Below are 20,816 nucleotides of genomic sequence, written 5' to 3' on the forward strand. Positions count from 1 at the left end.
GCATCGGCGTCGAATTCAACGAAGAGGCCGCGGCCACGTACCCGTACCAGCAGGCCTACCTGCCGTACAACCGCCTCTTGGACGGCACCGTCCACGACTGGTAGCGGTCCTTACCATGAAGAGTGCCGGGCACAAAAGGTCCCGGGGACGAGCATATGCTCAGCCGCCCGGGACCGGGCTTGCTAGTGATGCTTGTCGACGGTGTGTGGTCGCTGCTGCCTGTTCTTAGCAACAGGCGAAGAACGACGGTGCCCTGACCGGCATCAGAACCTTGGCCACCACTGACCCCGTCTCTCTGTTGACTGGGGTGCGGTGCGGGCCGGCCTCACTCACTCCGAGGACGCTGAGACGAACGCGGGCTGGGCTGCCGGTGCCAATGCGTCGGGCCTGGCATCGCCATTAATCCCGGACTAGGCGTTGGCAAGGCGGGACTGTCGCCAGCAAAGCGGGCCTGGTCGCCGAAGCAATCGGCACCGCAACGACGGACAGTGCCCGGTTGGGCGGGCTCTCCGCTGCGCTTGGCAGTCCCGCCCAAGGCTTGCACAGCACGGGGGCTTTCCTCTCCAAGCCCGGGTCGCTCGCCCTGACGGTCTCCGACTTGGTTATGCCCCAAACGACCGTCAAAGTCATGAAGCCGGAAACCATCAAGGAGTCCATCGTCCTTGGGCGCGGCCACGGCAATTTCCCGGTCAGCCCAAAGGACAACTTCGCGGCCCGCACAGGGCTCAAAGCAGACACCGAATACGTGGTGGAACATCGGTCCAGGATGAACCAGGTGGCAGGCAAGGCTGTGGATTCGGGTTCCGCGAAATCACGCCGCAAAAACCGGCGTCGCCTTTGGGCCGGTTGGGTGATGGCAGCGGGATGCGCGACGCCCGTCCGGAAGAAGCCGGGCTACTGCGGCGATGGACTGGTACGGGTATCCGTGGCCGGGATAACGTGCACGTCTGTCCGGATCCTAAGCCGGATCAGTCCAGCCTGTCAGGAGGGAGGTCGGCAAGTTCCTGGTGCAGATCCCGCAGGCAATAATTCCGTGCCGCGCGGAAGAAATCCCCGCGTTTCCGGGGTCAGTGGTCGTACTGCGACACATCGAATGAGCCCATGCCGAAGGGGAAACTGCCGGAGATTCGAGACTTGCACGTTTGTGCAGAACGCTTGGACATATTCCCAGTTTGTTCGAAGAATGAAAGGGAAGTCGCCCCAGGGCGCGAAACGACAAGCTGCAAGGGAGCAACTTTGAGCAAGCATGAATCCACAGGTGACCAAAGGCCGGCCACTTCCCGCGCCACGGTTGAAAGTCTGCGTGAACGCCCTCGGGCAAAGGTGCTGATAATCGGCGGGGGCATCAACGGGGTCGGCACTTTCCGGGACCTGGCGCTGCAGGGCGTGGATGTGGCCCTCGTGGAACGCGGGGACTACTGCCAGGGTGCCAGCGGTGCCTCCTCCCATATGATCCACGGCGGGATCCGCTACCTTGAAAACGGCGAATTCCGCCTCGTCAAGGAATCGGTCACCGAACGCAACCGGCTCCTGAGACTCGCCCCGCACTATGTGAAGCCGCTGAAAACCACGATTCCGATCTTCAGCACCTTCTCCGGCGTGCTGGCCGCCCCGCTGAGGTTCCTGACGCACAAACAGCACGGCACCCCCAAGGAGCGTGGGGCCCTCCTGATCAAGATCGGGCTGAGCCTATATGACTCGTTCTCCCGGGACGGCGGTACCGTGCCACGGCACGAATTCAAGGGGCGCTCAAAGGCCCTGGCGGAACTTCCCCATCTCAATCCGGGCGTGAAATACACGGCCACGTACTTCGATGCGTCCGTTCACAACCCGGAGCGGCTCACCCTGGATGTCCTCCAGGACGGCCAGAAGGCCGCAGGCTCGGGCAATGACACAGCTCGCGCCGCCAATTACGTCAGCGTCACCGGCATCGGCGACGAAGGGGTCCAGCTCCGTGACGAGCTAACGGGGGAGTCGTTCTCCTTCACGGCCGATGTGATCGTGAACACGACCGGGGCCTGGGTCGACCTGACCAATGAGGCGTTGGGTTCGCCCTCCCTGTTTATGGGAGGGACCAAGGGTTCCCATATCGTGCTGGATCACCCCGCATTATTCGACGCCTGCCAAGGGAGCGAAATCTTCTTTGAACATACAGACGGCAGGATCGTCCTGATTTACCCCATGGGGGACCGTGTCCTGGTCGGCACTACGGACATCCGCGCCGACATGGACGAGGACGCCGTCTGCACCGACGAGGAGATCACATACTTCTTCGACCTGATCAAACACGTCTTTCCTGACATCACGATCACCCGGGAGAGCATCGTGTACAGCTTCGCCGGCGTCCGCCCGCTCCCGAGTGATGATGCCGAGCACCCCGGGTTCGTCTCCCGCGATTACCGCATTGAACGCGGGGACCGCCAAATCGCCGGCACCGGCGTTCCGGTCCTGAGTCTTGTCGGCGGCAAATGGACGACCTTCCGGGCCCTGTCCGAGCACATGACCAACGATGTCCTGGCCATCCTTGGTCACAGTCGCAAGGTTTCCACCGCCAAGCTTCCCATCGGCGGCGGAGCTGAGTTCCCGGCCACCGAGCCCGATGTGCAGGCCTGGATCGCACGGCACGTGTCCGATGATCTGGACGCCGCCCGCGTCGAAGGACTGCTGACCCGCTACGGCACCCGTGCAACCGACATCATCACGTACCTCACCGCCGGCGAGGACCGCGTCCTCAGCTCGACCCCCGAGCTGAGCCTGCGCGAAATAGAGTTCATGGCACGGCACGAGCAGATCGGACACGTGATCGACGTCCTCATCCGGCGCACATCCCTGGCCTTCCGCGGCCTGGTCACCGCCGAGCTCCTCATCGAGCTGGCCCAGACCCTGGCGGGACCGCTCGGCTGGGATACGGCAAGGGTCACGCAGGAAGTCACGCACGCACAAGACGTACTGCAGCGTTTCCACGGCATCCCGGTACAAAGCCAGATTTCCTGACCCCCGTCAGGGCCGGACCGCTGCCCGCCGTCGGCCCCCTGGCCGGCATCGTTGCCGCCGCTGCGCCCATTGTATTCACCGCCGCAACGTAACCGCGGCGCACCCGAACACCGTCATTCCCTAAGACAAGGACGTCATGATGAAGCAGTATGTGATCGCAATCGATCAAGGCACGACCAGCAGCCGTGCCATCACTTTTGACCACACCGGCAATATTGTCTCCAGTGGCCAGAAAGAACACGAGCAAATCTTTCCCCAGCCCGGGTGGGTCGAACACGACCCCGTCGAAATCTGGGACAACATCCGCGAGGTCATCGGTTCAGCGCTGTCCAAGGCAAACCTGACCAGCCACGACATCGCCACCGTGGGGATCACCAACCAGCGTGAAACTGCCGTCGTCTGGGATAAGAAGACGGGACGTCCGGTGTATAACGCCATCGTGTGGCAGGATACCCGCACCCAGCACATCGTCGACGAGCTGGCAAGGTACGGCGGCGTGGACCGTTTCAAGAAGCAGGTCGGCCTGCCGTTGGCCACTTACTTCTCCGGCACCAAGATTAAATGGATTCTGGACAACGTTCAGGGTGCGCGGGCCAAGGCCGAGGCCGGGGACCTGCTCTTCGGCACCACGGACTCCTGGGTGATCTGGAACCTGACCGGCGGCAGCACCGACGGCGGCATTCACATCACCGACGTCACCAACGCGTCCCGGACCCTGCTCATGGACCTCGAAACACTGCAATGGGACGACAGCATCCTGGAGGAGTTTGAAATACCCAGGTCCATGATGCCCGAAATCAGGTCCTCTTCGGAGGTCTACGGCGCCGTTCACCACTCTCAGCTGCTGCGCGGAGTTCCCATTGCCGGTATCCTCGGAGACCAGCAGGCAGCCACGTTCGGCCAGGCCGCGTTCGGCAAGGGTGAGGCCAAGAACACCTACGGCACCGGCTGCTTCCTGATCTTCAACACCGGCGAGGACATCGTTCATTCCAGCAACGGCCTGTTGACCACGCTCGGCTACAAGCTTGGCGACGCGAAGCCGCAATACGCGCTGGAAGGATCCATTGCCGTGACCGGATCGCTGATCCAGTGGCTGCGGGACAACCTGGGCCTGATCAATTCCGCCCCGGAGATTGAGGCCCTGGCCGCGTCGGTGCCGGACAACGGCGGCGTCTACTTCGTACCGGCATTCTCCGGCCTCTTCGCACCCTACTGGCATCCGGAGGCCCGGGGGGCCCTGCTCGGACTGACCCGTTTCGTCACCAAGGCCCACATTGCCCGGGCAGCGCTGGAAGCCACCGCGTTCCAGACCCGCGAGGTGCTGGAGGCCGTCAACGCCGACAGCGGGGTTTTCCTGACCGAGCTGAAGGTCGACGGCGGCATGGTCGCCAACGAGGCCCTTATGCAGTTCCAGGCCGACATCCTCGGAGTGACCGTGGTACGGCCCAGGATCGTTGAGACCACGGCGCTCGGTGCCGCTTATGCCGCTGGCTTGGCCATCGGCTTCTGGAAAGACCTCGGGGAGCTCACCGCCAACTGGGGCGAGGGCAAGCGCTGGACACCGAAAATGGACGACGCCGAGCGCTTCCGCCAGCTCCGGCTCTGGAAGAAGGCCGTCACGAAATCCATGGACTGGGTAGACGAGGATGTGAAATAAGATCCATCGCAGGCTCCCCAAGCGGATCCGCCGCACACTGACGGCCGCGCATCCCCTACCGTTCAAGAATGAGGCCACTTTGTCTGACGCTTCCAGATCAACCTGCTATTCAACCCTATCCCCGGCGCTGGCCGTAGGCGATGACGAACCCGACCGGAACCTGGCCCTGGAACTCGTCCGCGTCACCGAAGCCGCCGCAATCGCCGGCGGCCACTGGGTCGGGTTCGGCGACAAAAACAAGGCCGACGGCGCCGCCGTAGACGCCATGCGTTCCCTACTGTCCACCGTCCATTTCAACGGCGTCGTCGTCATCGGTGAAGGCGAAAAGGACGAAGCCCCCATGCTGTACAACGGTGAGCACGTCGGTGACGGCTCCGGCCCCGAATGTGATGTCGCCGTGGACCCCATCGACGGTACCCGCCTGGCCGCCCTCGGCATCAACAACGCCCTCGCCGTCCTCGCCGTGGCCGAACGCGGCGCCATGTTCGACCCCTCCGCCGTCTTCTACATGCAGAAGCTGGTCACCGGACCGGATGCAGCGGACGTCGTGGACCTGCGCCTGCCCGTCAAGCAGAACCTGCACCTCATCGCCAAGGCCAAGGGCGTCAAAATCAACCAGCTCAACGTCATGATCCTGGACCGCGATCGCCACCGCGGGCTGGTGGAGGAAATCCGCGAAACCGGTGCCCGCACCAAATTCATCATGGACGGCGACGTCGCCGGCGCGATCGCTGCAGCCCGCTCCGGCACCGGCGTTGACGCCCTCATGGGAATCGGCGGAACACCGGAAGGCATCGTGACGGCCTGCGCCCTCAAGACGCTCGGCGGCGTGATCCAGGGCCGGCTGTGGCCCACGAGTGACGACGAGAAGCAGAAGGCCCTCGACGCCGGCCATGACTTGGACCGGGTCCTTTCCACCGACGACCTCGTCACTGGCGACAACTGCTACTTCGCGGCCACCGGCATCACCGACGGCGACCTCCTGCGCGGAGTCCGCTACGCCAAGGACAAGGTGCTGACTCAGTCGATCGTGATGAGGTCCAAATCAGGCACCGTCCGCTTCGTCGACGGCGAACACCAGCCCCACAAATGGGAATCCTATTCCCGCCAGAGTTAAAGGCAGGCAACCTCGCGGCCGCCGAAGGACAGTTTGATAGTGGGTGTGTCCTCCACCCATCCACGATCAGGCTGTCCTTCGGGGCCGCTCCGCGCGCCAGTGGCGATCACGGTCTTATCCCGCGGCCTCTTCCTGACGTCAGGTTTGGGTCCGTCACTATGGAACCAAAGAGTTGGCGACGCCCGCCGGCGAGGAACTGAAATCCCGGGCAGTAGGTGCCCTCGTCAATGAAGACCCGGACGCGTTGCTGCATCACCGGTTCCGGATCCTCAACGAGCTCGGACAGCTTGCGACGAACCTCGAAAGGAGTTCGCGCAGGTCACGGCCATCTGTAACCGTGGGGCATGTGAGTTACGTTGAGCTCGCCTCCTTGGTTCGAGCAACCGATTAGACATCATCGGCAGCCGAGTCGACATCGCACGAGCACACGTTCTCCCACGCATTCAGGCCACAGGCCGGTGGTCGGTGCTGCGCATGCGCATGGCCACGATGACCCCGGAGAGCGCCGTTAGGGCGGCGACGACGGCGACGGCGGCGGGGATGCCATAGGCGTCGGCGATGAGGCCGGAGAGCAGGGCGCCGAGGGCGAAGCCGCCGTCGCGCCACAGACGGTAGATTCCCACGGACCGGGCCCGCCATTCGGGGTGGGCGACGTCGCCGATCGCTGCGAGCAGGGTGGGGTAGACCATGGCTGTGCCGGCGCCGAGCAGGACGACGGCGGCAAGCCAGGTTCCGAAGTCATTTCCGACGGCGACGATTCCCAGCGCCAGGGCTTGGATGAGCATGCCGCCGGCGATGAGTGGTTTGCGGCCGATCCGGTCTGAGAGGGCACCGGTGACCAGTTGCCCGGCGCCCCAGACGGCCGGGTACACGGCGGCGAGGATGCCGATGCGTTCGATACTGAGCCCTGCTGCGGCAAACAGGACCGGAAACAGCCCCCAGGCCAGTCCGTCGTTGAGGTTGTTCACCATGCCCGCCTGGCTGACGGAGGACAGTGATTTGTCCCGGAAGCTTGTCAGGATGAAGACATCACGGTTGCTCAGCCCGGCCTGGGTCCCCGCGTGGACCGGGACGTGGTTCGCGGCTTCGGCTTTGGCGTGGTGGTGTGTTTCGCGGACGGTCAGCACTGACAGGCCGAGTCCGACGGCGATGAAGGCGGCGCCGAGCAGGAACGGCCCGGGACGCAGTCCGTAGGTGGACGCGATGTAGCCGGTGGCCAGCGCGGCGCCTGCGACGCCGAGGTAGCCGGCTGCTTCGTTCAGTCCCATTGCCAGGCCGCGGCGTTCGGGGCCGACGAGGTCCATCTTCATCATCACGGTGGTGGACCAGGTCAGGCCCTGGCTGATGCCTAGGACGACGTTGGCTGCGATGATCCAGCCCCATGAATCGCCGAAGATCAGAAGGAGGGGGATCGGGAGGGCGATGAGCCAGCCGGCGACGAGGACCGGTTTGCGGCCGTAGCGGTCAGAAAGGGTTCCGGCGAAGTAGTTGGTTGCCGCTTTGGCGACGCCGAACGCCAGGATGTATGTCAGGGCGGAGGTGTACAGGTCGAGGTGGAAAACCTTTTCGGCCAACAGCGGCAGTACCGTCCGCTCCTGGCCGAGGGTGCCACCCACGAGGGCGTTGACGGTAACAAGGAGCATGAACTGGGCCAGGTTCTGGCGTAGGCCAAGGGTGATGAGATCCCTTTGCCCGGGTCGCCGCGGTGAAGAGGTGTTGCCGGATCTCATGGACGCGCTCCAAGTTTCAGTGCGAGGTGGTCGGTGTTCCGATTGCGGGAACACGGCTTTGGCGGCGGCCGGATGTTCCGTGCCGCCGCCTTGGCTGTCATTGAGCGGGTGGGTGCTACCTTGCCTAGTTGGTGGACACGGTTTCGCGTGTCTGCTGCCATGCGGTCCAGCCTGCGTAGCTGCCGTCGAGTTCGACGACGTCGTACCCGGCGCGGCGCAGGGCGCTGGCGGCTACGGAGTTGCGGACACCGCTCTGGCAGTAGGTCACGATGGTGCCCTCGGAGGGCAGTTCATCGAGGTGCCACATGAGCCGGCCGCCGCTGAGCTGGTGGGATCCGGGGATGTGCCCTGCCGTGTGCTCGGTGCGGTTGCGGAAGTCCAGGACCATGGCCGCATCGAAGTCGGCCAGGTCTGCGGGCCGGATGAGCTTCGGGGCGGTCATGGGGAGGCCGTGGATGCTGGTGACGTAGCCGGCGACATTGTCGATGCCGACGCGGACCAAGTGGTCCCGCATGTCCTGCGCGGCTTCCTGGCCGGGGGCCAGGAGCACCAGGGGGTTCGTGTCGGTTTCCGGATTGACCACCCAGGCGCCGTAGCTGGCGACGGATTTGCCCGCGGGAACGTTCAGGGAACGGGCCACGGTGCCCTCGTGGACCTCGCTGTTGGAGCGGGTGTCGATGAAGGTCACCGCGTCTTCTGCGAGGTCCTTGGCGACGTCGGCGGGGTCCAGTTCCTGCAGCGGGGCGCGTTTGCCCATCAGGGCCGGGCCTTCACGGTTTTCGCGCTTCATCCGGCCGAAGTAGGCGTGCGCGTCCGGCTGGCCATCGAGGAGTTCGTCGATGAAGCCCTGCTGGTCATTGGCGGCGAGGTAGGGTCCCCACCAGGCGTAGAGGCGCTCGTAGCCGACCGTGGTTGAGGGGATGGCTCCGAGGGCCTTGCCGCAGGCGCTGCCTGCACCGTGGGCGGGGTGGACCTGGACGTAGTCCGGGAGGGTCAGGAACTTATCCCGCAGGCTGGCGAAGAGCTGCTTCGCGCCCACGAAGCGGGTGTCCACGCCGCCGGCCGCCTCGTCGAGCAGGTCCGGCCGACCCAAGTCACCGGAGAAGACAAAGTCACCGGAGAGCAGGTAGCCGGGCTGGTCACTGAACGCGCCGTCGGTCACCAGGAACGAGAGGTGTTCCGGGGTGTGGCCCGGGGTGTGTACGGCCTGGATGCTGATGTTGCCCAGGGCGATCGTGTCGCCGTCGTAAAGCCGTTCGCCGTCGAAGCCGTACTGCCAGTCCGGGCCGCCTTCGCCGGAGACGTAGATCTTGGCGCCGGTGGCGGCGGCCAGTTCGCGGGTGCCGGAGAGGTAGTCGGCATGGATGTGGGTCTCAGTGACGGCGACGATCTTCATGCCGTTCTTCTCGGCCAGGTCCTGGTAGACCGCGATGTCCCGTCGGCCGTCAACAACAATGGCCTCGCCCTTGGCCTGGCAGCCGATCAGGTAGCTGGCCTGGGCGAGATCCTCGTCGTAAATGCGCTCGATAAGCATTGGTGCTCTCCTTCGTGGGGGAAGTTTTCGTTGGGCTCTCTTGGTTCAATTCTAATACCCCTGGGGGTATGCGGCAATCAGGTGGTGTGCCACGCTGTTGCGGCTGTGGCTGTTAGGCCTGCTGCCGTGCGGCGTCGGCCCGTAGTTTGTTCATGTCCAGGTTCTTTACGCTCTGAATGACATCTTCCAGTCCTGCGGCGTTCAGTGCTCCGGGCCGGGAGAAGACCAGGGTTTTGTCCTTGAAGGCCATCAGTGTGGGGATGGAGGTGATGCCGGCCGCCGCGGCCAGGGTCTGTTCGGCTTCGGTATCGACCTTGGCGAAGGTCATGTCCGGGTGCCGTTCGGCGGCGGCGCCGTAGGTGGGGGCGAACATGCGGCAGGGGCCGCACCAGGCTGCCCAGAAGTCAACGAAGACGATGTCGTTGTTCTCCAGGGTCGCTGCAAAGTTCTGTTCAGTGATGTCGATGGTTGCCATGACAGGTTCGCGTCCTTCCGGTGCTCTCTCAAACGGGTGTGTGGTCCTGACCCTGACGGGCGGTCAGGTGGTGGGCAGGCCTGCGCGGGTCCAGGCGATCATGCCCCCGGTCATGGTGTCGGCGGTGAAGCCGGCACCGTTGAGTGCGTCTGCGACGCGGGCGGAACGGTTGCCGCTGCGGCAGACAGCGATCACGGGCACGGCGGGGTCCAGCTCGGACAGCCGTGCCTGCAGCTGCCCCATGGGGATGTGCAGTGCGCCGGGGATCATGCCTTCGGCGACTTCAAAGTCCTCGCGGACATCGAGGATCCGGGCATTGGAGCGGCGCTGGTCGGCTTCATTGATATTGATTTCAGCCACTTGTTTCTCCTTCGAATGGTTCGGCTGGATGTGGTTCGGGTGTTTCTTAGCGGACGGGTTCGCCGGCCCGGCGCCAGGCGCCCATGCCGCCGCGCAGGGAATGGGCCTCATAACCTTGTGCGGCAAGGAGCCGGGCGGCGGAGGCGGAGCGGACCCCGGACTGGCACATGGCGATCACAGGCCGGGATTTCTGGATCCCGGCAGTGGTCGTCTGGAGCCTGTCCAGCGGCACGTGTTTGGCCTGCTGTGCGTGTCCGGAACGCCATTCCTGGGCGGAGCGGACGTCGATCAGGGCGGCGCCTGAGGCCAGGAGTTCCTTGGCCTGGGCGACTGATACCGTCCTGTAGGTTTTGCTGAAAGCTTTCTTCAGTGAGCTGACGAGGCCCATGGTCTTCTCCTTAGTAGCTGTTGCGGTGGTGGGTTCAGGCCGGCGTGGGAACGGGAACATTGCGGTGCCGGCTGTTGCGGTTGCGCAGGGGGCAGGAGCTGATGAAGAACCAGCAGACACCAGCAGTGGCCGCTGCCAGGGCCGCGACGCCGGCGGCGATGAACCACCGCAGGTCGGCCGGGGCCTGCTGGATGAGGACGAAGGTTCCCATAGCCAGAACGAACCAGCCGAAGGACTTCCGGAGCGCGGCTTCCGGGATGCGGCCGGCCAGCTTCGACCCAACCAGCGTGCCGACGATGGCCGCCGCTGTCACACCGAGGGTGATGCCCCAGTCCAGCTGGACGGTGGTGAGGTATCCGGCCAGCCCTGCGAAGGACTTCATCGCGATGACTACCAGCGAGGTACCCACGGCAACGGACATCGGCAGGCCGCCGAGGAGCGCCAGTGCTGGTACAACAAGGAATCCGCCGCCCGCGCCGACCAGTCCGGTCACCAGCCCGACGACGGCGCCGTCCAGCAGCACCCTGCCAAGCGGCAGTTCATGCGTGACGGGCCCATCGGCGTCGGACTTTTTCTTCCGGCCGCGAAGCATGGCCACGGAGGTGGCCACCATCATGACCGCAAAGGCGATGAGAAGGATCTGGCCCGGGATATGGCCCCCGAGAAGGCCGCCGACAAATGCGCCGGCCATGCCGGCCGCGCCGAAGATCAGTCCGGTCCGCCACCTCACCCGGCCGCCGCGGGCGTGGCTGAACACACTCACCGCGGAGGTGACGCCGACGACGAACAGTGATGCCGCGATGGCCTCCTTGGCCTCGAACCCTGCCACGTAGACCAGGATCGGCACGGTCAGGATCGATCCGCCGCCTCCCAGGACACCGAGCGAGAGCCCGATGACCACAGACAGCGCAAGAACGAGGAGCAGGGTGGCGCTCATTATGCTTTGGCCCCCGCAGTCACATCGGTGTTGACGGGCAGGGCAAGGATGGCGCTTTCGCGGGTGGGCTCCTTGGCGGCCTTGTTCCACGGCATTGCCGAGATGGCCTGGCCCATGGCGCAGGTGTTGGTGGCTGCGGAGAAGGTCAGGCCGGTGCCGATGGCGCCGGCCAGCATGCGGATTTTGGGGGAGATGAACTTGCCGCCGGCCAGGCCCAGGACCACCAGGAAACCTGCGGCGAGGCGGACCTGCCGCTCCAGGTCCCAGCGGTCCTTGCCCTTGATCACGTCGCCACCGGCCGCTGCGAAGCCGGGGACGCCGCCGGTCAGGACGTAGGCCGCATCGAGGCCGGACTTGTCCAGACGTTGGCGTGCCTGCTCGGCCCGCGCCCCGGACTGACAGACCAGGACGACGCGGCTGCCCAGACGGGCGGCGAGCTCATCGGTGTGTTCGGACAGCAGCGGCAGCGGCACGTTGTAGGAGCCGCGGATATGCAGGGACTCGAATTCCGCTGCAGAACGCACATCGATAACCACGAGGTCCTGGTGTTCGACGACCCAGCTGCGCAAGGTCTCCGGGGCAAGGGCGGTGATGGCGGTGGAGGGGGAAGTAGGAGTCATGGATGCCTCTCAGAAGGAGTTGGTCTTGTATACCCCACCCAGTATTGCAGATACCCATGGGGGTATGCAAAACACCCCATGGGGTATATGGTTGGTGGCAAGACGCCCACTCTTTTGGAGACTTCATGCAACTCGATCCGACTGAACTGACCCCGGTGGTCAACCGCCTCAAGCGCGCACAGGGCCAGCTAGCAGCTGTCACCCGCATGATGGAGGAGGGCAGGGACTGCAAGGAAATCGTCACGCAGCTGGCTGCCGTCTCGAAGGCCCTGGACAGGGCCGGCTTCGCCATCATCGCCAGCGGACTGGAGCAATGCATCGTCCGCGAAGACACCACCATGGACCGGAAAGAGCTCGAAAAGCTCTTCCTCTCCCTCGCCTGACAACCAGGGACCGCACGACCCCGTGCCCGGGGAGTTCCCCCCAGACTGCCACGGCACGGCACGGCACGGCCCCGAGCCGAACCCACCCGGACCGTATCTAACGACATATCAGGAGCAGGCTTATGAGCTACACCCACACCGTTACCGTCCCGTTATCGTGGGAGGACGCTGTCCAGCGCACCCGGGAGGCACTCGGGGAAGAGGGCTTTGGCATACTCACGGAAATTGACGTCCGCGCCACCTTTGCATCCAAACTCGGGATCGACGCCGGGGATGCAGTCGGTGACTACGTAATCCTTGGCGCCTGCAACCCCGCTTTGGCGAGCCGCGCCCTCGCAGCCGAACCCGAGCTCGGTGCGCTGCTTCCATGCAACGTCATTGTCCGACGAGCCAAGGACGCACGCGAGACCACAGTCGAAGCCATCGATCCGCAAACCATGGTCCAGCTCAGCGATAGTCCGGCCGTCCGGGAGGTCGCGGACGACGCCGATGTCCGCCTGCGAAAAGCCCTCGCCGGCATAAGCGCATCTAATGGAATTCCCAGCTGATTAATCCGGCGGCCGGAATCCGAACTGGAAACCTCCCATCAGTCGAGGTTCGTTAGCCAGCCCAGGACCGTGGCGTTGACAGGGGCCAGTGACGGAGGGCGGTCCCCGCCGCCGGGGTTGCCTCGACTTATTTCGCTGTCCACGCTCTTTATCGTGACATCGTCGAATGGTTTTATGCGCTCGGCGCAGGCGCTGCGGGACCGTGGGACCCGTGTGCTCGAACACACACCCTTCCTGCCGCCCACGGCGAGACCTGCCTTGTCGACGGCGTGACCTACCGCCGGCATGACCCGCCGGTCCGGGCAAAAGCGAACACCCGATCCCGGATCTGGGCAGATGTCATCGCTGCAGAGGAAGGCGCCGTGTTTCCCGTGCCGGCAGGGAAGCGGGCAGTCATCACCTCGGTGTAAACCGATGGGTTCTGGGGCTGGGCGGTGGCCTCAACGTTGAAAGAAGCCGGCGTCCGGGCGGAGGAGCTCCTGGAGACGTTCAGTGAACCAGGATGCCTGATGCGCAGATAGTCCGCCGACGCGGCCGTACCTTTGTCATCAACAAAAACCCCGGATAAAGGCCCGACAAGGCTAGGTCCGGTTCCGGGATCTTCTACGCCCGGCACCCCTTCCGTGGCATCGTCGGGGGATGGGTTGGCAGTGCCGGCACCGCTCCCGCCAGCCACAATCGGCCGGGGCTTTACGTCGAGGCCGCCGGATACGCTGCCTTACCGGGGGTCTATCTGCACCAGCTGGGGAGGAATCCCGGGAGGCTGCGGGCGTGTCTGCCGGTGTCCAGCTCGATGATCTCGGTCCGCATGGGTGAATGGGCGGGCAGGACAGGGTACCGGTCAGCGGCGCCTTCGGGCGCTGTTGCTTCGACTGCTATGAACTTTCCGTCCGGGGAGGGGCAGTAACCATCGATGCGCGACCAGGCGGGATCCGGTTGGTAGAGCGTCTCTGATCCCGTCGCATCTGTCACCGTGAGCACGGATGTGACCTTACCTGCGGTGTTTTCGCTGGTGCTCTGGGCGTACCGGCCGCTTTCGTTGAGGAGAACCGTGGCACCTGGCCATGACCTGTCGTTGCGGTTGACCGCTTTGAGGTCGAGCGGGCGGACGGTCCCGTTAGTGAGATCGATCGTTGAGTTTTTCGCGACCTTGTTTGTGGGGTCGGACGATGCGTCGATGACGTAAATTTCCGTGGTTCCGGGAACGAAGCCGTGGAACTCGGCGTGCAGGCCCAACGGCGCGGGGTTTGCGGCAGCGAGGGCGTCGGCGAGGATCATGGTTCCGGATTCGTTCTGCACTACCAGTGAGAAGGTGTTCGGGACGAAGGCCCAGTTGAGGACGGAAACGGGCTTTCCATCGAGACCGCGAATTTCTCGCGGGGGCGTTGAGGGATCCTCGGTGTCGTAGACGAACAAGGTCTTCCAGTGCTGCTGTGACGGCGGGATGCTGGAGAAGGCGAAGCCGACGAATCTCTTGGAAGCTCCGCGCAGGAGTTCGACTTTTCCGGCTCCCGGAAGCGGCACCTGAGCCTCTGGTCCGCCGGACAGGGGGATGATCTCAAGGGAGCTGGTGTTGTCGTCATTGATCGTGACGGCGGCAAGGGCGGTGGGGAGCGCGGCGTATTCCTGGATCCGGGGGGCGGTAAGGATGACGGCGCCGTCGCCCGAGTCGACGATGTTGGTTCCCCGTATGGTGTCGGGTTTCTTCTTTCCGGCGTTGTCGTCGGTGACGTCGCGTTCGAGCGTGTAGAGCTCGAAGCCGGAGGTGCCGGCTGTCCCTTCCAGCGCCGACACCGCGTTCGGGCGTGGTTCGGTGGCGATATTCGCAGCCGTGAGGGCAGCACAGAGCACCAGAAGGAGTGCGATACTGCCGCGGAGCCGTACGGCATATGAGAGCCCGCGCCGACGTCTTGCAGGTGCCGGGATGTGTTTGGTTGGCCGGGGTCTTTTGCGTTGGGCCGCGGAGCGCTTAGTAGACATACGGAGAATCCGGCTCCGGAACAGTGGCGATGGAGTCAGGGACCATCACCAAAACCTCATCGCTAAACCGGCTCGGGTTGGTTCGAAATCCGCCGGAGACGGTTACCCAGCTGTCGGTATCGAACCGGTCCTGCCAGCCCGGGGAGTAAACGGGCAGGCCGATTGGCTGGGCGTCCACGGCGCAGCATGTCACGACGAAGCGGGCGGCGAAGAACACGTTCTCCGGGTCGCTTTTGTCCGGTGTTACGAATCCGGTGACTGTTGCCGTCTTGCCGGTCAGGTATTCCTCGCCAACCCCCTGTCGCAGCAGCGAGATCCAGTCCTTCATGGTGAACGCTGTGTAGTCAGCGCCCACGAGTTCTACCGCTTCGTCCCTCGAAAGCGTCGATGCCGAGCCGTTGAGGTCGCGCTGGGTGACCGTCGCGGTGCTGAGCGTGGACGGCGGCAGGATCAGTAGTCCCACGACGGCCGCGGCGGCGATCAGTGTGCTTCCTGCGGCACCCAGCCGTCTCCAGCGGCGGTTGCCGGCGTCGGCATGCCCGTGCTCGTCGGGATGCGCGGCGGCGCCGTCGGGAACCAGGACGAACGCGGCCAGCGCCAGTACCCCGGCGATCACGGCCATGATGATGGTGAACACGAAGTACCGCGGGTGGATGTAAAGCGCGAGCTGCCCTGTGACGCCCAGCCAGAGGGTGGCAACGACGCCGATGATGCTCAGCAGCACGCCGAGCCAGCGGTCAAGAAGCCGCCTATAGAACATAGTTGACCGCCAATCCCAGGGCGGCGGAGCACAGTGCGACCACCACGGTGAGCTGCAGGAGGGTCTTCGCTGTGAAGGTGGTGCGAAGGAGGGCGAGCATCTTCACGTCGATCATCGGCCCGAATACCAGGAATGCAACGATGGAGCCCGGCATGAACGTTGCGCCGAAGGACAGGATGAAGAACGCGTCCACATTGGAGCACACCGCCACGACAAAGGCCAGGACCATTAGCGCCGCGACCGACCAGACCGGGCTGTTCCCCACCGAGACCAGGACGTCCCGCGGAACCCCGACCTGGATCAAGCCCGCGATGCCGGCTCCGATGAACAGAGCAGGCATCATGGCGCCGGTTTCCCGGACAAACAGTTGCACGCTGCGTCCCACTTTCCCCGCGGCCTGCCCGGCGTGGTCCTCCAGGGAACACTCTTCCTGGAACCGGGACGTCAACAGGGCCTCGGGGCGGGGATGGCGGCTATAGATCCATCCGATCAGGTTGGCGATGAGGAAGCCGCCGGCAATCCGGGAAATGAGGATGCCGTTGTCCCAGCCGAATGCCTGCTGGGTGGTGATGATCGTGATCGGATTCAGGATCGGCGCGGCAAACAGAAACGTCATGGATTCGGACACGGTCAGGCCCCGGACGATCAGCCCGCGGGCCAGGGGAACATTCCCGCATTCGCACACCGGAAGCAGCATGCCCAGCAGGGAAAGGATGGGCCGCCTGAGCGCCGGATGCGCAGGCAGCCGACGGAGCAGGAAACCGTCCGGCAGCCAGATCTGCACTCCGATCGAGAGCACGATGCCGAGGAAAACGAAGGGGAGGGATTCGATCACCACGCTGATCGACAGCGAAACAAAATCACGGGCGGCATCCGCCAGCCACGAGCTTCCCTCCTCCGCCGGAGCGAGGATTCGGAGCGCCAGCAGGGCCGCGAAGACTGCCAATCCGATGAGCAGCCCCGCAGTAGGCCGGCGCCGGGTTCCAGGGAGGGCATGCGTGGGGGCGTCATGGCGTGCCTCGACGCGTTTGTCTGTGGCTGGCACCGGCACGGGCACTCCCTACTGGGTCGCATCCGCCTGTCCCTGTCGCCGGCGCGGCTGCCAGGGACATCCGGCCGGCAGACGGTGACCGACAGACACAGCGAAGATACGTTCCACAAAGCACCGTCATGAGTGTAACGCCGGCCCATATCGAGCCACCCGCCCGGTCCGGTGCAATGGCCCCAGTCTAGGCAATGGCCCCCGAAGGCTCATGAGTGGCCGCTACCTGAGTTCTCACCCGTAACCACTCGCATCAGTGGCCTCATGCGCATCGGTGCCATCAATCTAGTAAATGGTAAGCTGCTCAGCCAGCCTTTCCCGCCCCTGACGAACCCTGAGCGGGCCGAAGACTGACGGTCCCACGCATCGGGCCTGAAGTGGTCAGGTCTATAGGATTGCGTAGAAGGTGGGTCGCTGTGCCGTCGAACCATGACTGTGCCCTTGGGTTGATCTCACGATCGTAAACGGATGAGGAACACTGGCGGTGTGTATCAGAGGCCATGCTTTGTCAGCGCTTCCACCACCTGATCGACGGTGGGGACGCCGGCTAGACCACTGGGAGTGGGGTAAATCCGGCATGCTAGATCAGTGGTCGGCGCTCCGGCGGGGAAGATGTCGGCCCCGTCTGCTGTGATCGTAGGCGAACCGGCAAAACCGGTCCCGGCTGTATCCGCTGGGGTCTTGATGCGCCGTACGTGGACGGGGACATCTTGGCGCCCAAGGCGACCAGGGCAGCTTGTACTTGCTCGAGTGCTTTTTCTGTGTTGGGGCAGTCATCGATGTGGAGAAGTTCTATTCTCATTTGGTCCTCGTCCCGGGTAGTCGGCCGACTGGAAGTCGAGTTTTATGCCGCGTTGCGTGGTGCGAACATGATCACGGCCACCCCGAGGAGGCAGATCACGGAGCCGGTGATGTCCCAACGGTCGGGTCGGAACCCGTCGAAGATCATGCCCCAGGCCAGGGACCCGGCCACGAACACGCCGCCGTAGGCGGCGAGGATTCTGCCGAAGTGGGCGTCCGGTTGCAGCGTTGCGGCGAAGCCGTAGATCCCCAGGGCGAGGATTCCGAGTCCGGCCCACCACCATTCCTTGCCCTCCCTGACCGACTGCCAGACGAGCCAGGCCCCACCAATTTCAGCCGCTGCGGCGAGGGCGAACAACAGGACGGTTTTTGCGATGGTCACGGATTTATCTTGGCAGAACCGGCCATGTTTTTCTTTGGAAGGCCCTGCGCAGCCTTTCGTTTAGGGGCCCGCGCCCGGTTCAGGGGGCGGGGGAGCGGCGTTCGATCAGAATGGTGTCGCGCCACTGCCCGGTCAGCGGCCCGTGTGTCATCCTGGCGATGCGCTGCCTGAGCCCGACGACGACGTAGCCGTTGGCGAGGTGGAGTTTGAGGCTGGCTTCGTTTTCGGGGAAGACGCTGGCCTGGATGGTCCAGATCCCGTCACCCTCGGTGGATTCTGCCAGGGCCCTCAGCAGCACCGCTCCCACGCCGAGCCCGCGCGCTTCGGCCGCGACGTAGACGGAGTGTTCGACCACGCCTGAGTAGACGGGGCGGGCAGATACGGGGGAGACGGCGGCCCAGCCAAGGATCCTGCTTTCCGCGGTCTCGGCGACGAGCCGGTGGCGGGGCAGTCTTGAGGTGTTGAACTGTTCCCAGTCGGGCGCCTCTGATTCGAAGGTGGCGTGCCCGGTGCCGATGCCTTCACGGTAGATCTGTTGGACGACCGGCCAGTCGTCGCGGCGCATGGCACGGATCGTGATCGTGGATGGTTCCGGCGCGGTCACAGGGTCGCCAGGAGCCCGGCCGTCTGTTCCAGGGCGCCGGGGACCAAGGAGTAATAGGCCCAGGTGCCACGCTTTTCGCGGTGCAGCAGCCCGGCCTCGACCAGGATCTTCAGGTGGTGGGAGACGGTGGGCTGGCCCAGGTCCAGCGGACCGGTCAGGTCGCACACGCAGGATTCGCCGGAGGCGTCGGCCTTGACGATGGAGAGCAGCCGCAGCCGGTTCGGGTCGGCCAGCGCCTTGAAGACCAGGGCTTTCTGCTTTGCCTCCTCGGCGCCCAGGGCAGGGGGCCCTGCCGGAGTGCAGCAGGCTTCATCCGTGGCCGGCTCGAGTACGGGCAGCAAGTTCATGTACCCATTATGCCCCAATATTGATAATCATCAATGTATAAGCCGGAAGAGCTCGACTCGGCCGGACGGGGTGCCGCCGAAGGCTATGAGCTGGTCATTTTGGAGGTGTGGGGGAGAGCGGCATCGTCCGCCGCGTGGTCCGCGGAGGGGAACAGGATGACGAGGAGCCCAAGTCCTGCAGCCGCGCCGACCAGCTGCGCCAGGACGAAACCGGGAACGGACGCCGGGGCGATGCCTGCGAAGGTATCACTGAAGATGCGGCCAACTGTTACGGCCGGATTCGCGAACGAGGTTGAGGATGTAAACCAGTACGCGGCGCCGATGTAGGCGCCCACGGCGGGAGCTGCGAGGACGCCCCGTTTGGTGGCGGCCAGGGCGAAGATCAGCAGGATGAGCCCGGCGGTCGCTACGACCTCGCCCAGCAGGTGCCCCGTCGTTGCTCGGTCCTTGACCGAGATGGAGGTGCCCACCTCAAACATGGCGTTCGCCACGACGCTGCCGCTGATTGCACCCACTGTCTGCGCAGCGGTGTACGTGCCCAGTTCCGGCAGGGTCAGTCCGGCACCGCCGCGCCGGCCCAGTACAAAGTCCACCAGAGAGACCATGGGGTTGAAATGGGCGCCGCTGACGGGACCGAACACGAGGATCAGGACTGTCAGGCCCAGCACGGTGGCGGTGCTGTTCTGGAGCAGCTGCAGGCCGACGTCGTTCGGGGAGAGCTGCTGGGCAGCGATCCCGGAACCGACAACGATCATCACGAGCAAGCTGGTGCCGAGCAGTTCGGCGACGGCACGGCGCCACAGCGGCGGTTGTTGAGAAGTCATACCAACAGCTTGACTCAAGATATTTACTCAGTCAAAATTGAACCAATGAATACTGACCCAGTTGAAGTCTTTCGGTCGCGGGTCGCCAAGCACGCGGCCCTCGCGGATCCTGCGCGGCTGCGGATCGTGGACCTGCTGACCCTGGGAGACCTTTCCCCCACGGAGCTGCAGGCCGAACTCGGGATGCCGTCAAACCTGCTGTCCCATCATCTGCGCGCGCTGGAAGGCGCAGGCCTGGCGACCCGCCACCGTTCCGAGGCGGATAAGCGCCGCAGCTACATCCGGCTCGCCGCAGGGGCGTTGGAAGGACTGGCTCCCGGCCGCGAACACGGAGCCCGCCGCATCCTCTTCGTCTGCACCCGGAACAGCGCCCGGTCCCAGCTGGCCGTCGCACTCTGGAACCAGGTCAGCGAAATCCCCTCAACCTCCGCGGGCACGCACCCCGCGGACCGCATCGCCACGGGCGCCATTGATGTCGCCCGCCGCCACGGCGTCGCTCTCGCGGACCTTCCCCCGCGCCGGCTGGATGAGGTGGCGCACGATGAAGACTTCGTTGTGACCGTGTGCGATAACGCCCACGAGGAAATCCCCAACCTGGGCGGGATCCACTGGTCCGTGCCGGATCCGCTCCGGCTGAACACCGAGGACGCCTTCGAAGGCGCCTTCACTGACATCGCACGCCGCATCAGCGACCTCGCGCCCCGCCTGCACGCCGCGTAAAACCCGACACCCGCCAATATTGACAAGTATCGATGTATTGTTCGATACTGCATGCATCGACAAACATCAATGTCTAGTCAGTAAAAGCGGTGCGGGACGACGACCTCATTAAAACCGACCACACCTAACTGATTCCAGGAGAAACCCGTGAGCACCGAAACCGCCAAGAAGCCCTCCGTCCTGTTCGTCTGCGTCCACAACGCCGGCCGCTCACAGATGGCCGCCGCGTTCCTGTCAACCCTCTCGAAGGGCAGCATCGAAGTCCGCTCCGCCGGTTCGCAGCCCGCCGACAAGGTCAACCCGGCCGCCGTCGAAGCCATGGCCGAGCTCGGCATCGACATGTCCGCCGAGATCCCCAAGGTCCTCACCACCGAGGCCGTGAAGGAATCGGACGTGGTGATCACCATGGGCTGCGGCGATGAATGCCCGTACTTCCCCGGCAAACGCTACGAGGACTGGGTCCTGGAGGACCCTGCCGGGCAGGGCGTGGACGCGGTCCGGCCCATCCGCGACGAAATCAAGGGCCGCATTGAAGGCCTGATCGCGTCCCTCATCCCCGCCGCCAAGTAACCCAGCCCCGGAACCCAGGAGAGACATCGTGAGCACCAAAGAA

Annotated in this window: 21 protein-coding genes and 1 pseudogene; 8 read left to right on the top strand and 14 right to left on the bottom strand. The window is 64.5% G+C overall.

Annotated elements, in window-relative coordinates; all coding sequences use genetic code 11:
- Positions 1-1,236 precede the first annotated feature (1,236 nt).
- The 3 genes from CXQ91_RS22360 to glpX all read left to right on the top strand — a co-directional run bounded on the left by CXQ91_RS22360 (position 1,237) and on the right by glpX (position 5,768).
- Positions 1,237-2,994, top strand: coding sequence for a glycerol-3-phosphate dehydrogenase/oxidase (locus CXQ91_RS22360; RefSeq protein WP_258074226.1), 1,758 nt, complete (start codon positions 1,237-1,239; stop codon positions 2,992-2,994).
- Between the two features lie 139 nt (positions 2,995-3,133).
- Positions 3,134-4,651: a glycerol kinase GlpK gene (gene glpK, locus CXQ91_RS22365; RefSeq protein WP_104176100.1), complete on the top strand. Its 1,518-nt coding sequence runs from the start codon at positions 3,134-3,136 to the stop codon at positions 4,649-4,651.
- Positions 4,652-4,730: 79 nt separating this feature from the next.
- Positions 4,731-5,768, top strand: coding sequence for a class II fructose-bisphosphatase (gene glpX / locus CXQ91_RS22370; RefSeq protein WP_104176067.1), 1,038 nt, complete (start codon positions 4,731-4,733; stop codon positions 5,766-5,768).
- Positions 5,769-6,211: 443 nt separating this feature from the next.
- Here glpX and CXQ91_RS22375 read toward each other — a convergent pair whose 3' ends face one another.
- From CXQ91_RS22375 to CXQ91_RS22405, 7 genes are all read right to left on the bottom strand, one after another.
- The gene (locus CXQ91_RS22375) at positions 6,212-7,498 is read right to left on the bottom strand and encodes an MFS transporter (RefSeq protein WP_104176068.1); all 1,287 of its coding nucleotides are present in this window, start codon (positions 7,496-7,498) and stop codon (positions 6,212-6,214) included.
- A 124-nt stretch (positions 7,499-7,622) separates the two neighbouring features.
- Positions 7,623-9,032 carry a rhodanese-like domain-containing protein gene (locus tag CXQ91_RS22380; protein WP_104176069.1) on the bottom strand — a complete coding sequence of 470 codons (1,410 nt, stop codon included), beginning with the start codon at positions 9,030-9,032 and terminating at the stop codon, positions 7,623-7,625.
- A 112-nt stretch (positions 9,033-9,144) separates the two neighbouring features.
- The gene (gene trxA / locus CXQ91_RS22385; RefSeq protein WP_104176070.1) at positions 9,145-9,507 is read right to left on the bottom strand and encodes a thioredoxin; all 363 of its coding nucleotides are present in this window, start codon (positions 9,505-9,507) and stop codon (positions 9,145-9,147) included.
- Between the two features lie 63 nt (positions 9,508-9,570).
- Complete coding sequence (locus tag CXQ91_RS22390; RefSeq protein WP_104176071.1) at positions 9,571-9,867, bottom strand: rhodanese-like domain-containing protein; 297 nt, start codon at positions 9,865-9,867, stop codon at positions 9,571-9,573.
- A 46-nt stretch (positions 9,868-9,913) separates the two neighbouring features.
- A complete protein-coding gene (locus tag CXQ91_RS22395; protein ID WP_104176072.1) occupies positions 9,914-10,255 on the bottom strand; it encodes a rhodanese-like domain-containing protein in 342 nt (113 codons plus the stop codon).
- 34 nt (positions 10,256-10,289) lie between these two features.
- Complete coding sequence (locus tag CXQ91_RS22400) at positions 10,290-11,192, bottom strand: sulfite exporter TauE/SafE family protein (RefSeq protein ID WP_104176073.1); 903 nt, start codon at positions 11,190-11,192, stop codon at positions 10,290-10,292.
- Positions 11,192-11,812 carry a rhodanese-like domain-containing protein gene (locus CXQ91_RS22405; protein WP_104176074.1) on the bottom strand — a complete coding sequence of 207 codons (621 nt, stop codon included), beginning with the start codon at positions 11,810-11,812 and terminating at the stop codon, positions 11,192-11,194. Before CXQ91_RS22405 ends, CXQ91_RS22400 begins: the two co-directional genes overlap by 1 nt.
- 125 nt (positions 11,813-11,937) lie before the next feature.
- Here CXQ91_RS22405 and CXQ91_RS22410 point away from each other — a divergent pair, with 125 nt between their 5' ends.
- The 3 genes and pseudogenes from CXQ91_RS22410 to CXQ91_RS25655 form a co-directional block, all read left to right on the top strand.
- Positions 11,938-12,195, top strand: a complete 258-nt coding sequence (locus CXQ91_RS22410; RefSeq protein WP_104176075.1) for a metal-sensitive transcriptional regulator — start codon at positions 11,938-11,940, stop codon at positions 12,193-12,195.
- Positions 12,196-12,317: 122 nt separating this feature from the next.
- Positions 12,318-12,743, top strand: a complete 426-nt coding sequence (locus CXQ91_RS22415; RefSeq protein WP_104176076.1) for a DUF302 domain-containing protein — start codon at positions 12,318-12,320, stop codon at positions 12,741-12,743.
- Between the two features lie 499 nt (positions 12,744-13,242).
- Positions 13,243-13,328 (top strand): annotated as a pseudogene (locus tag CXQ91_RS25655) (ribosomal protein bL36); the annotation flags it as partial.
- A 144-nt stretch (positions 13,329-13,472) separates the two neighbouring features.
- Here CXQ91_RS25655 and CXQ91_RS22425 read toward each other — a convergent pair.
- The 7 genes from CXQ91_RS22425 to CXQ91_RS22460 form a co-directional block, all read right to left on the bottom strand.
- Positions 13,473-14,594 (bottom strand): hypothetical protein, encoded by a 1,122-nt coding sequence (locus CXQ91_RS22425; protein WP_146072416.1) that lies wholly within the window; start codon positions 14,592-14,594, stop codon positions 13,473-13,475.
- Between the two features lie 118 nt (positions 14,595-14,712).
- A complete protein-coding gene (locus tag CXQ91_RS22430) occupies positions 14,713-15,483 on the bottom strand; it encodes a TIGR03943 family putative permease subunit (protein WP_104176078.1) in 771 nt (256 codons plus the stop codon).
- Entirely contained in the window at positions 15,473-16,528 is a 1,056-nt protein-coding gene (locus CXQ91_RS22435; RefSeq protein ID WP_104176101.1) for a permease, read from the bottom strand. The genes CXQ91_RS22430 and CXQ91_RS22435 overlap by 11 nt, the downstream gene beginning before the upstream one ends.
- An 841-nt stretch (positions 16,529-17,369) precedes the next feature.
- Positions 17,370-17,708, bottom strand: a complete 339-nt coding sequence (locus CXQ91_RS22445) for a YnfA family protein (RefSeq protein ID WP_104176079.1) — start codon at positions 17,706-17,708, stop codon at positions 17,370-17,372.
- Between the two features lie 79 nt (positions 17,709-17,787).
- Positions 17,788-18,273, bottom strand: coding sequence for a GNAT family N-acetyltransferase (locus CXQ91_RS22450; RefSeq protein WP_104176102.1), 486 nt, complete (start codon positions 18,271-18,273; stop codon positions 17,788-17,790).
- Between the two features lie 35 nt (positions 18,274-18,308).
- The gene (locus CXQ91_RS22455; RefSeq protein ID WP_104176080.1) at positions 18,309-18,659 is read right to left on the bottom strand and encodes a metalloregulator ArsR/SmtB family transcription factor; all 351 of its coding nucleotides are present in this window, start codon (positions 18,657-18,659) and stop codon (positions 18,309-18,311) included.
- 83 nt (positions 18,660-18,742) lie between these two features.
- On the bottom strand, positions 18,743-19,483 hold the full coding sequence (locus tag CXQ91_RS22460) for an MIP/aquaporin family protein (protein ID WP_104176081.1): 741 nt from the start codon (positions 19,481-19,483) through the stop codon (positions 18,743-18,745).
- A gap of 45 nt (positions 19,484-19,528) precedes the next feature.
- Here CXQ91_RS22460 and CXQ91_RS22465 point away from each other — a divergent pair, with 45 nt between their 5' ends.
- Together CXQ91_RS22465 and CXQ91_RS22470 are read left to right on the top strand one after the other, a co-directional pair.
- Positions 19,529-20,203: a helix-turn-helix domain-containing protein gene (locus CXQ91_RS22465; protein WP_104176082.1), complete on the top strand. Its 675-nt coding sequence runs from the start codon at positions 19,529-19,531 to the stop codon at positions 20,201-20,203.
- Positions 20,204-20,350: 147 nt separating this feature from the next.
- Positions 20,351-20,773 carry an arsenate reductase ArsC gene (locus CXQ91_RS22470; protein WP_104176083.1) on the top strand — a complete coding sequence of 141 codons (423 nt, stop codon included), beginning with the start codon at positions 20,351-20,353 and terminating at the stop codon, positions 20,771-20,773.
- The last annotated feature ends 43 nt before the right edge of the window (positions 20,774-20,816 follow it).

Source organism: Arthrobacter sp. Y81 (genome assembly GCF_002929335.1).
In the GTDB taxonomy this organism is placed as follows: Bacteria; Actinomycetota; Actinomycetes; order Actinomycetales; family Micrococcaceae; genus Arthrobacter.

What these genes read in the sequence shown, in the direction of transcription:
- glpK (WP_104176100.1), top strand. Translation starts at nt 3,134, where the DNA reads ATGAAGCAGTATGTGATCGCAATCGATCAAGGCACGACCAGCAGCCGT.
- trxA (WP_104176070.1), bottom strand. Translation starts at nt 9,507, where the DNA reads ATGGCAACCATCGACATCACTGAACAGAACTTTGCAGCGACCCTGGAG.
- CXQ91_RS22400 (WP_104176073.1), bottom strand. Translation starts at nt 11,192, where the DNA reads ATGAGCGCCACCCTGCTCCTCGTTCTTGCGCTGTCTGTGGTCATCGGG.
- CXQ91_RS22430 (WP_104176078.1), bottom strand. Translation starts at nt 15,483, where the DNA reads ATGTTCTATAGGCGGCTTCTTGACCGCTGGCTCGGCGTGCTGCTGAGC.
- CXQ91_RS22395 (WP_104176072.1), bottom strand. Translation starts at nt 10,255, where the DNA reads ATGGGCCTCGTCAGCTCACTGAAGAAAGCTTTCAGCAAAACCTACAGG.
- CXQ91_RS22415 (WP_104176076.1), top strand. Translation starts at nt 12,318, where the DNA reads ATGAGCTACACCCACACCGTTACCGTCCCGTTATCGTGGGAGGACGCT.
- CXQ91_RS22380 (WP_104176069.1), bottom strand. Translation starts at nt 9,032, where the DNA reads ATGCTTATCGAGCGCATTTACGACGAGGATCTCGCCCAGGCCAGCTAC.
- CXQ91_RS22450 (WP_104176102.1), bottom strand. Translation starts at nt 18,273, where the DNA reads ATGCGCCGCGACGACTGGCCGGTCGTCCAACAGATCTACCGTGAAGGC.
- CXQ91_RS22460 (WP_104176081.1), bottom strand. Translation starts at nt 19,483, where the DNA reads ATGACTTCTCAACAACCGCCGCTGTGGCGCCGTGCCGTCGCCGAACTG.
- CXQ91_RS22410 (WP_104176075.1), top strand. Translation starts at nt 11,938, where the DNA reads ATGCAACTCGATCCGACTGAACTGACCCCGGTGGTCAACCGCCTCAAG.
- CXQ91_RS22405 (WP_104176074.1), bottom strand. Translation starts at nt 11,812, where the DNA reads ATGACTCCTACTTCCCCCTCCACCGCCATCACCGCCCTTGCCCCGGAG.
- CXQ91_RS22455 (WP_104176080.1), bottom strand. Translation starts at nt 18,659, where the DNA reads ATGAACTTGCTGCCCGTACTCGAGCCGGCCACGGATGAAGCCTGCTGC.
- CXQ91_RS22375 (WP_104176068.1), bottom strand. Translation starts at nt 7,498, where the DNA reads ATGAGATCCGGCAACACCTCTTCACCGCGGCGACCCGGGCAAAGGGAT.
- CXQ91_RS22465 (WP_104176082.1), top strand. Translation starts at nt 19,529, where the DNA reads ATGAATACTGACCCAGTTGAAGTCTTTCGGTCGCGGGTCGCCAAGCAC.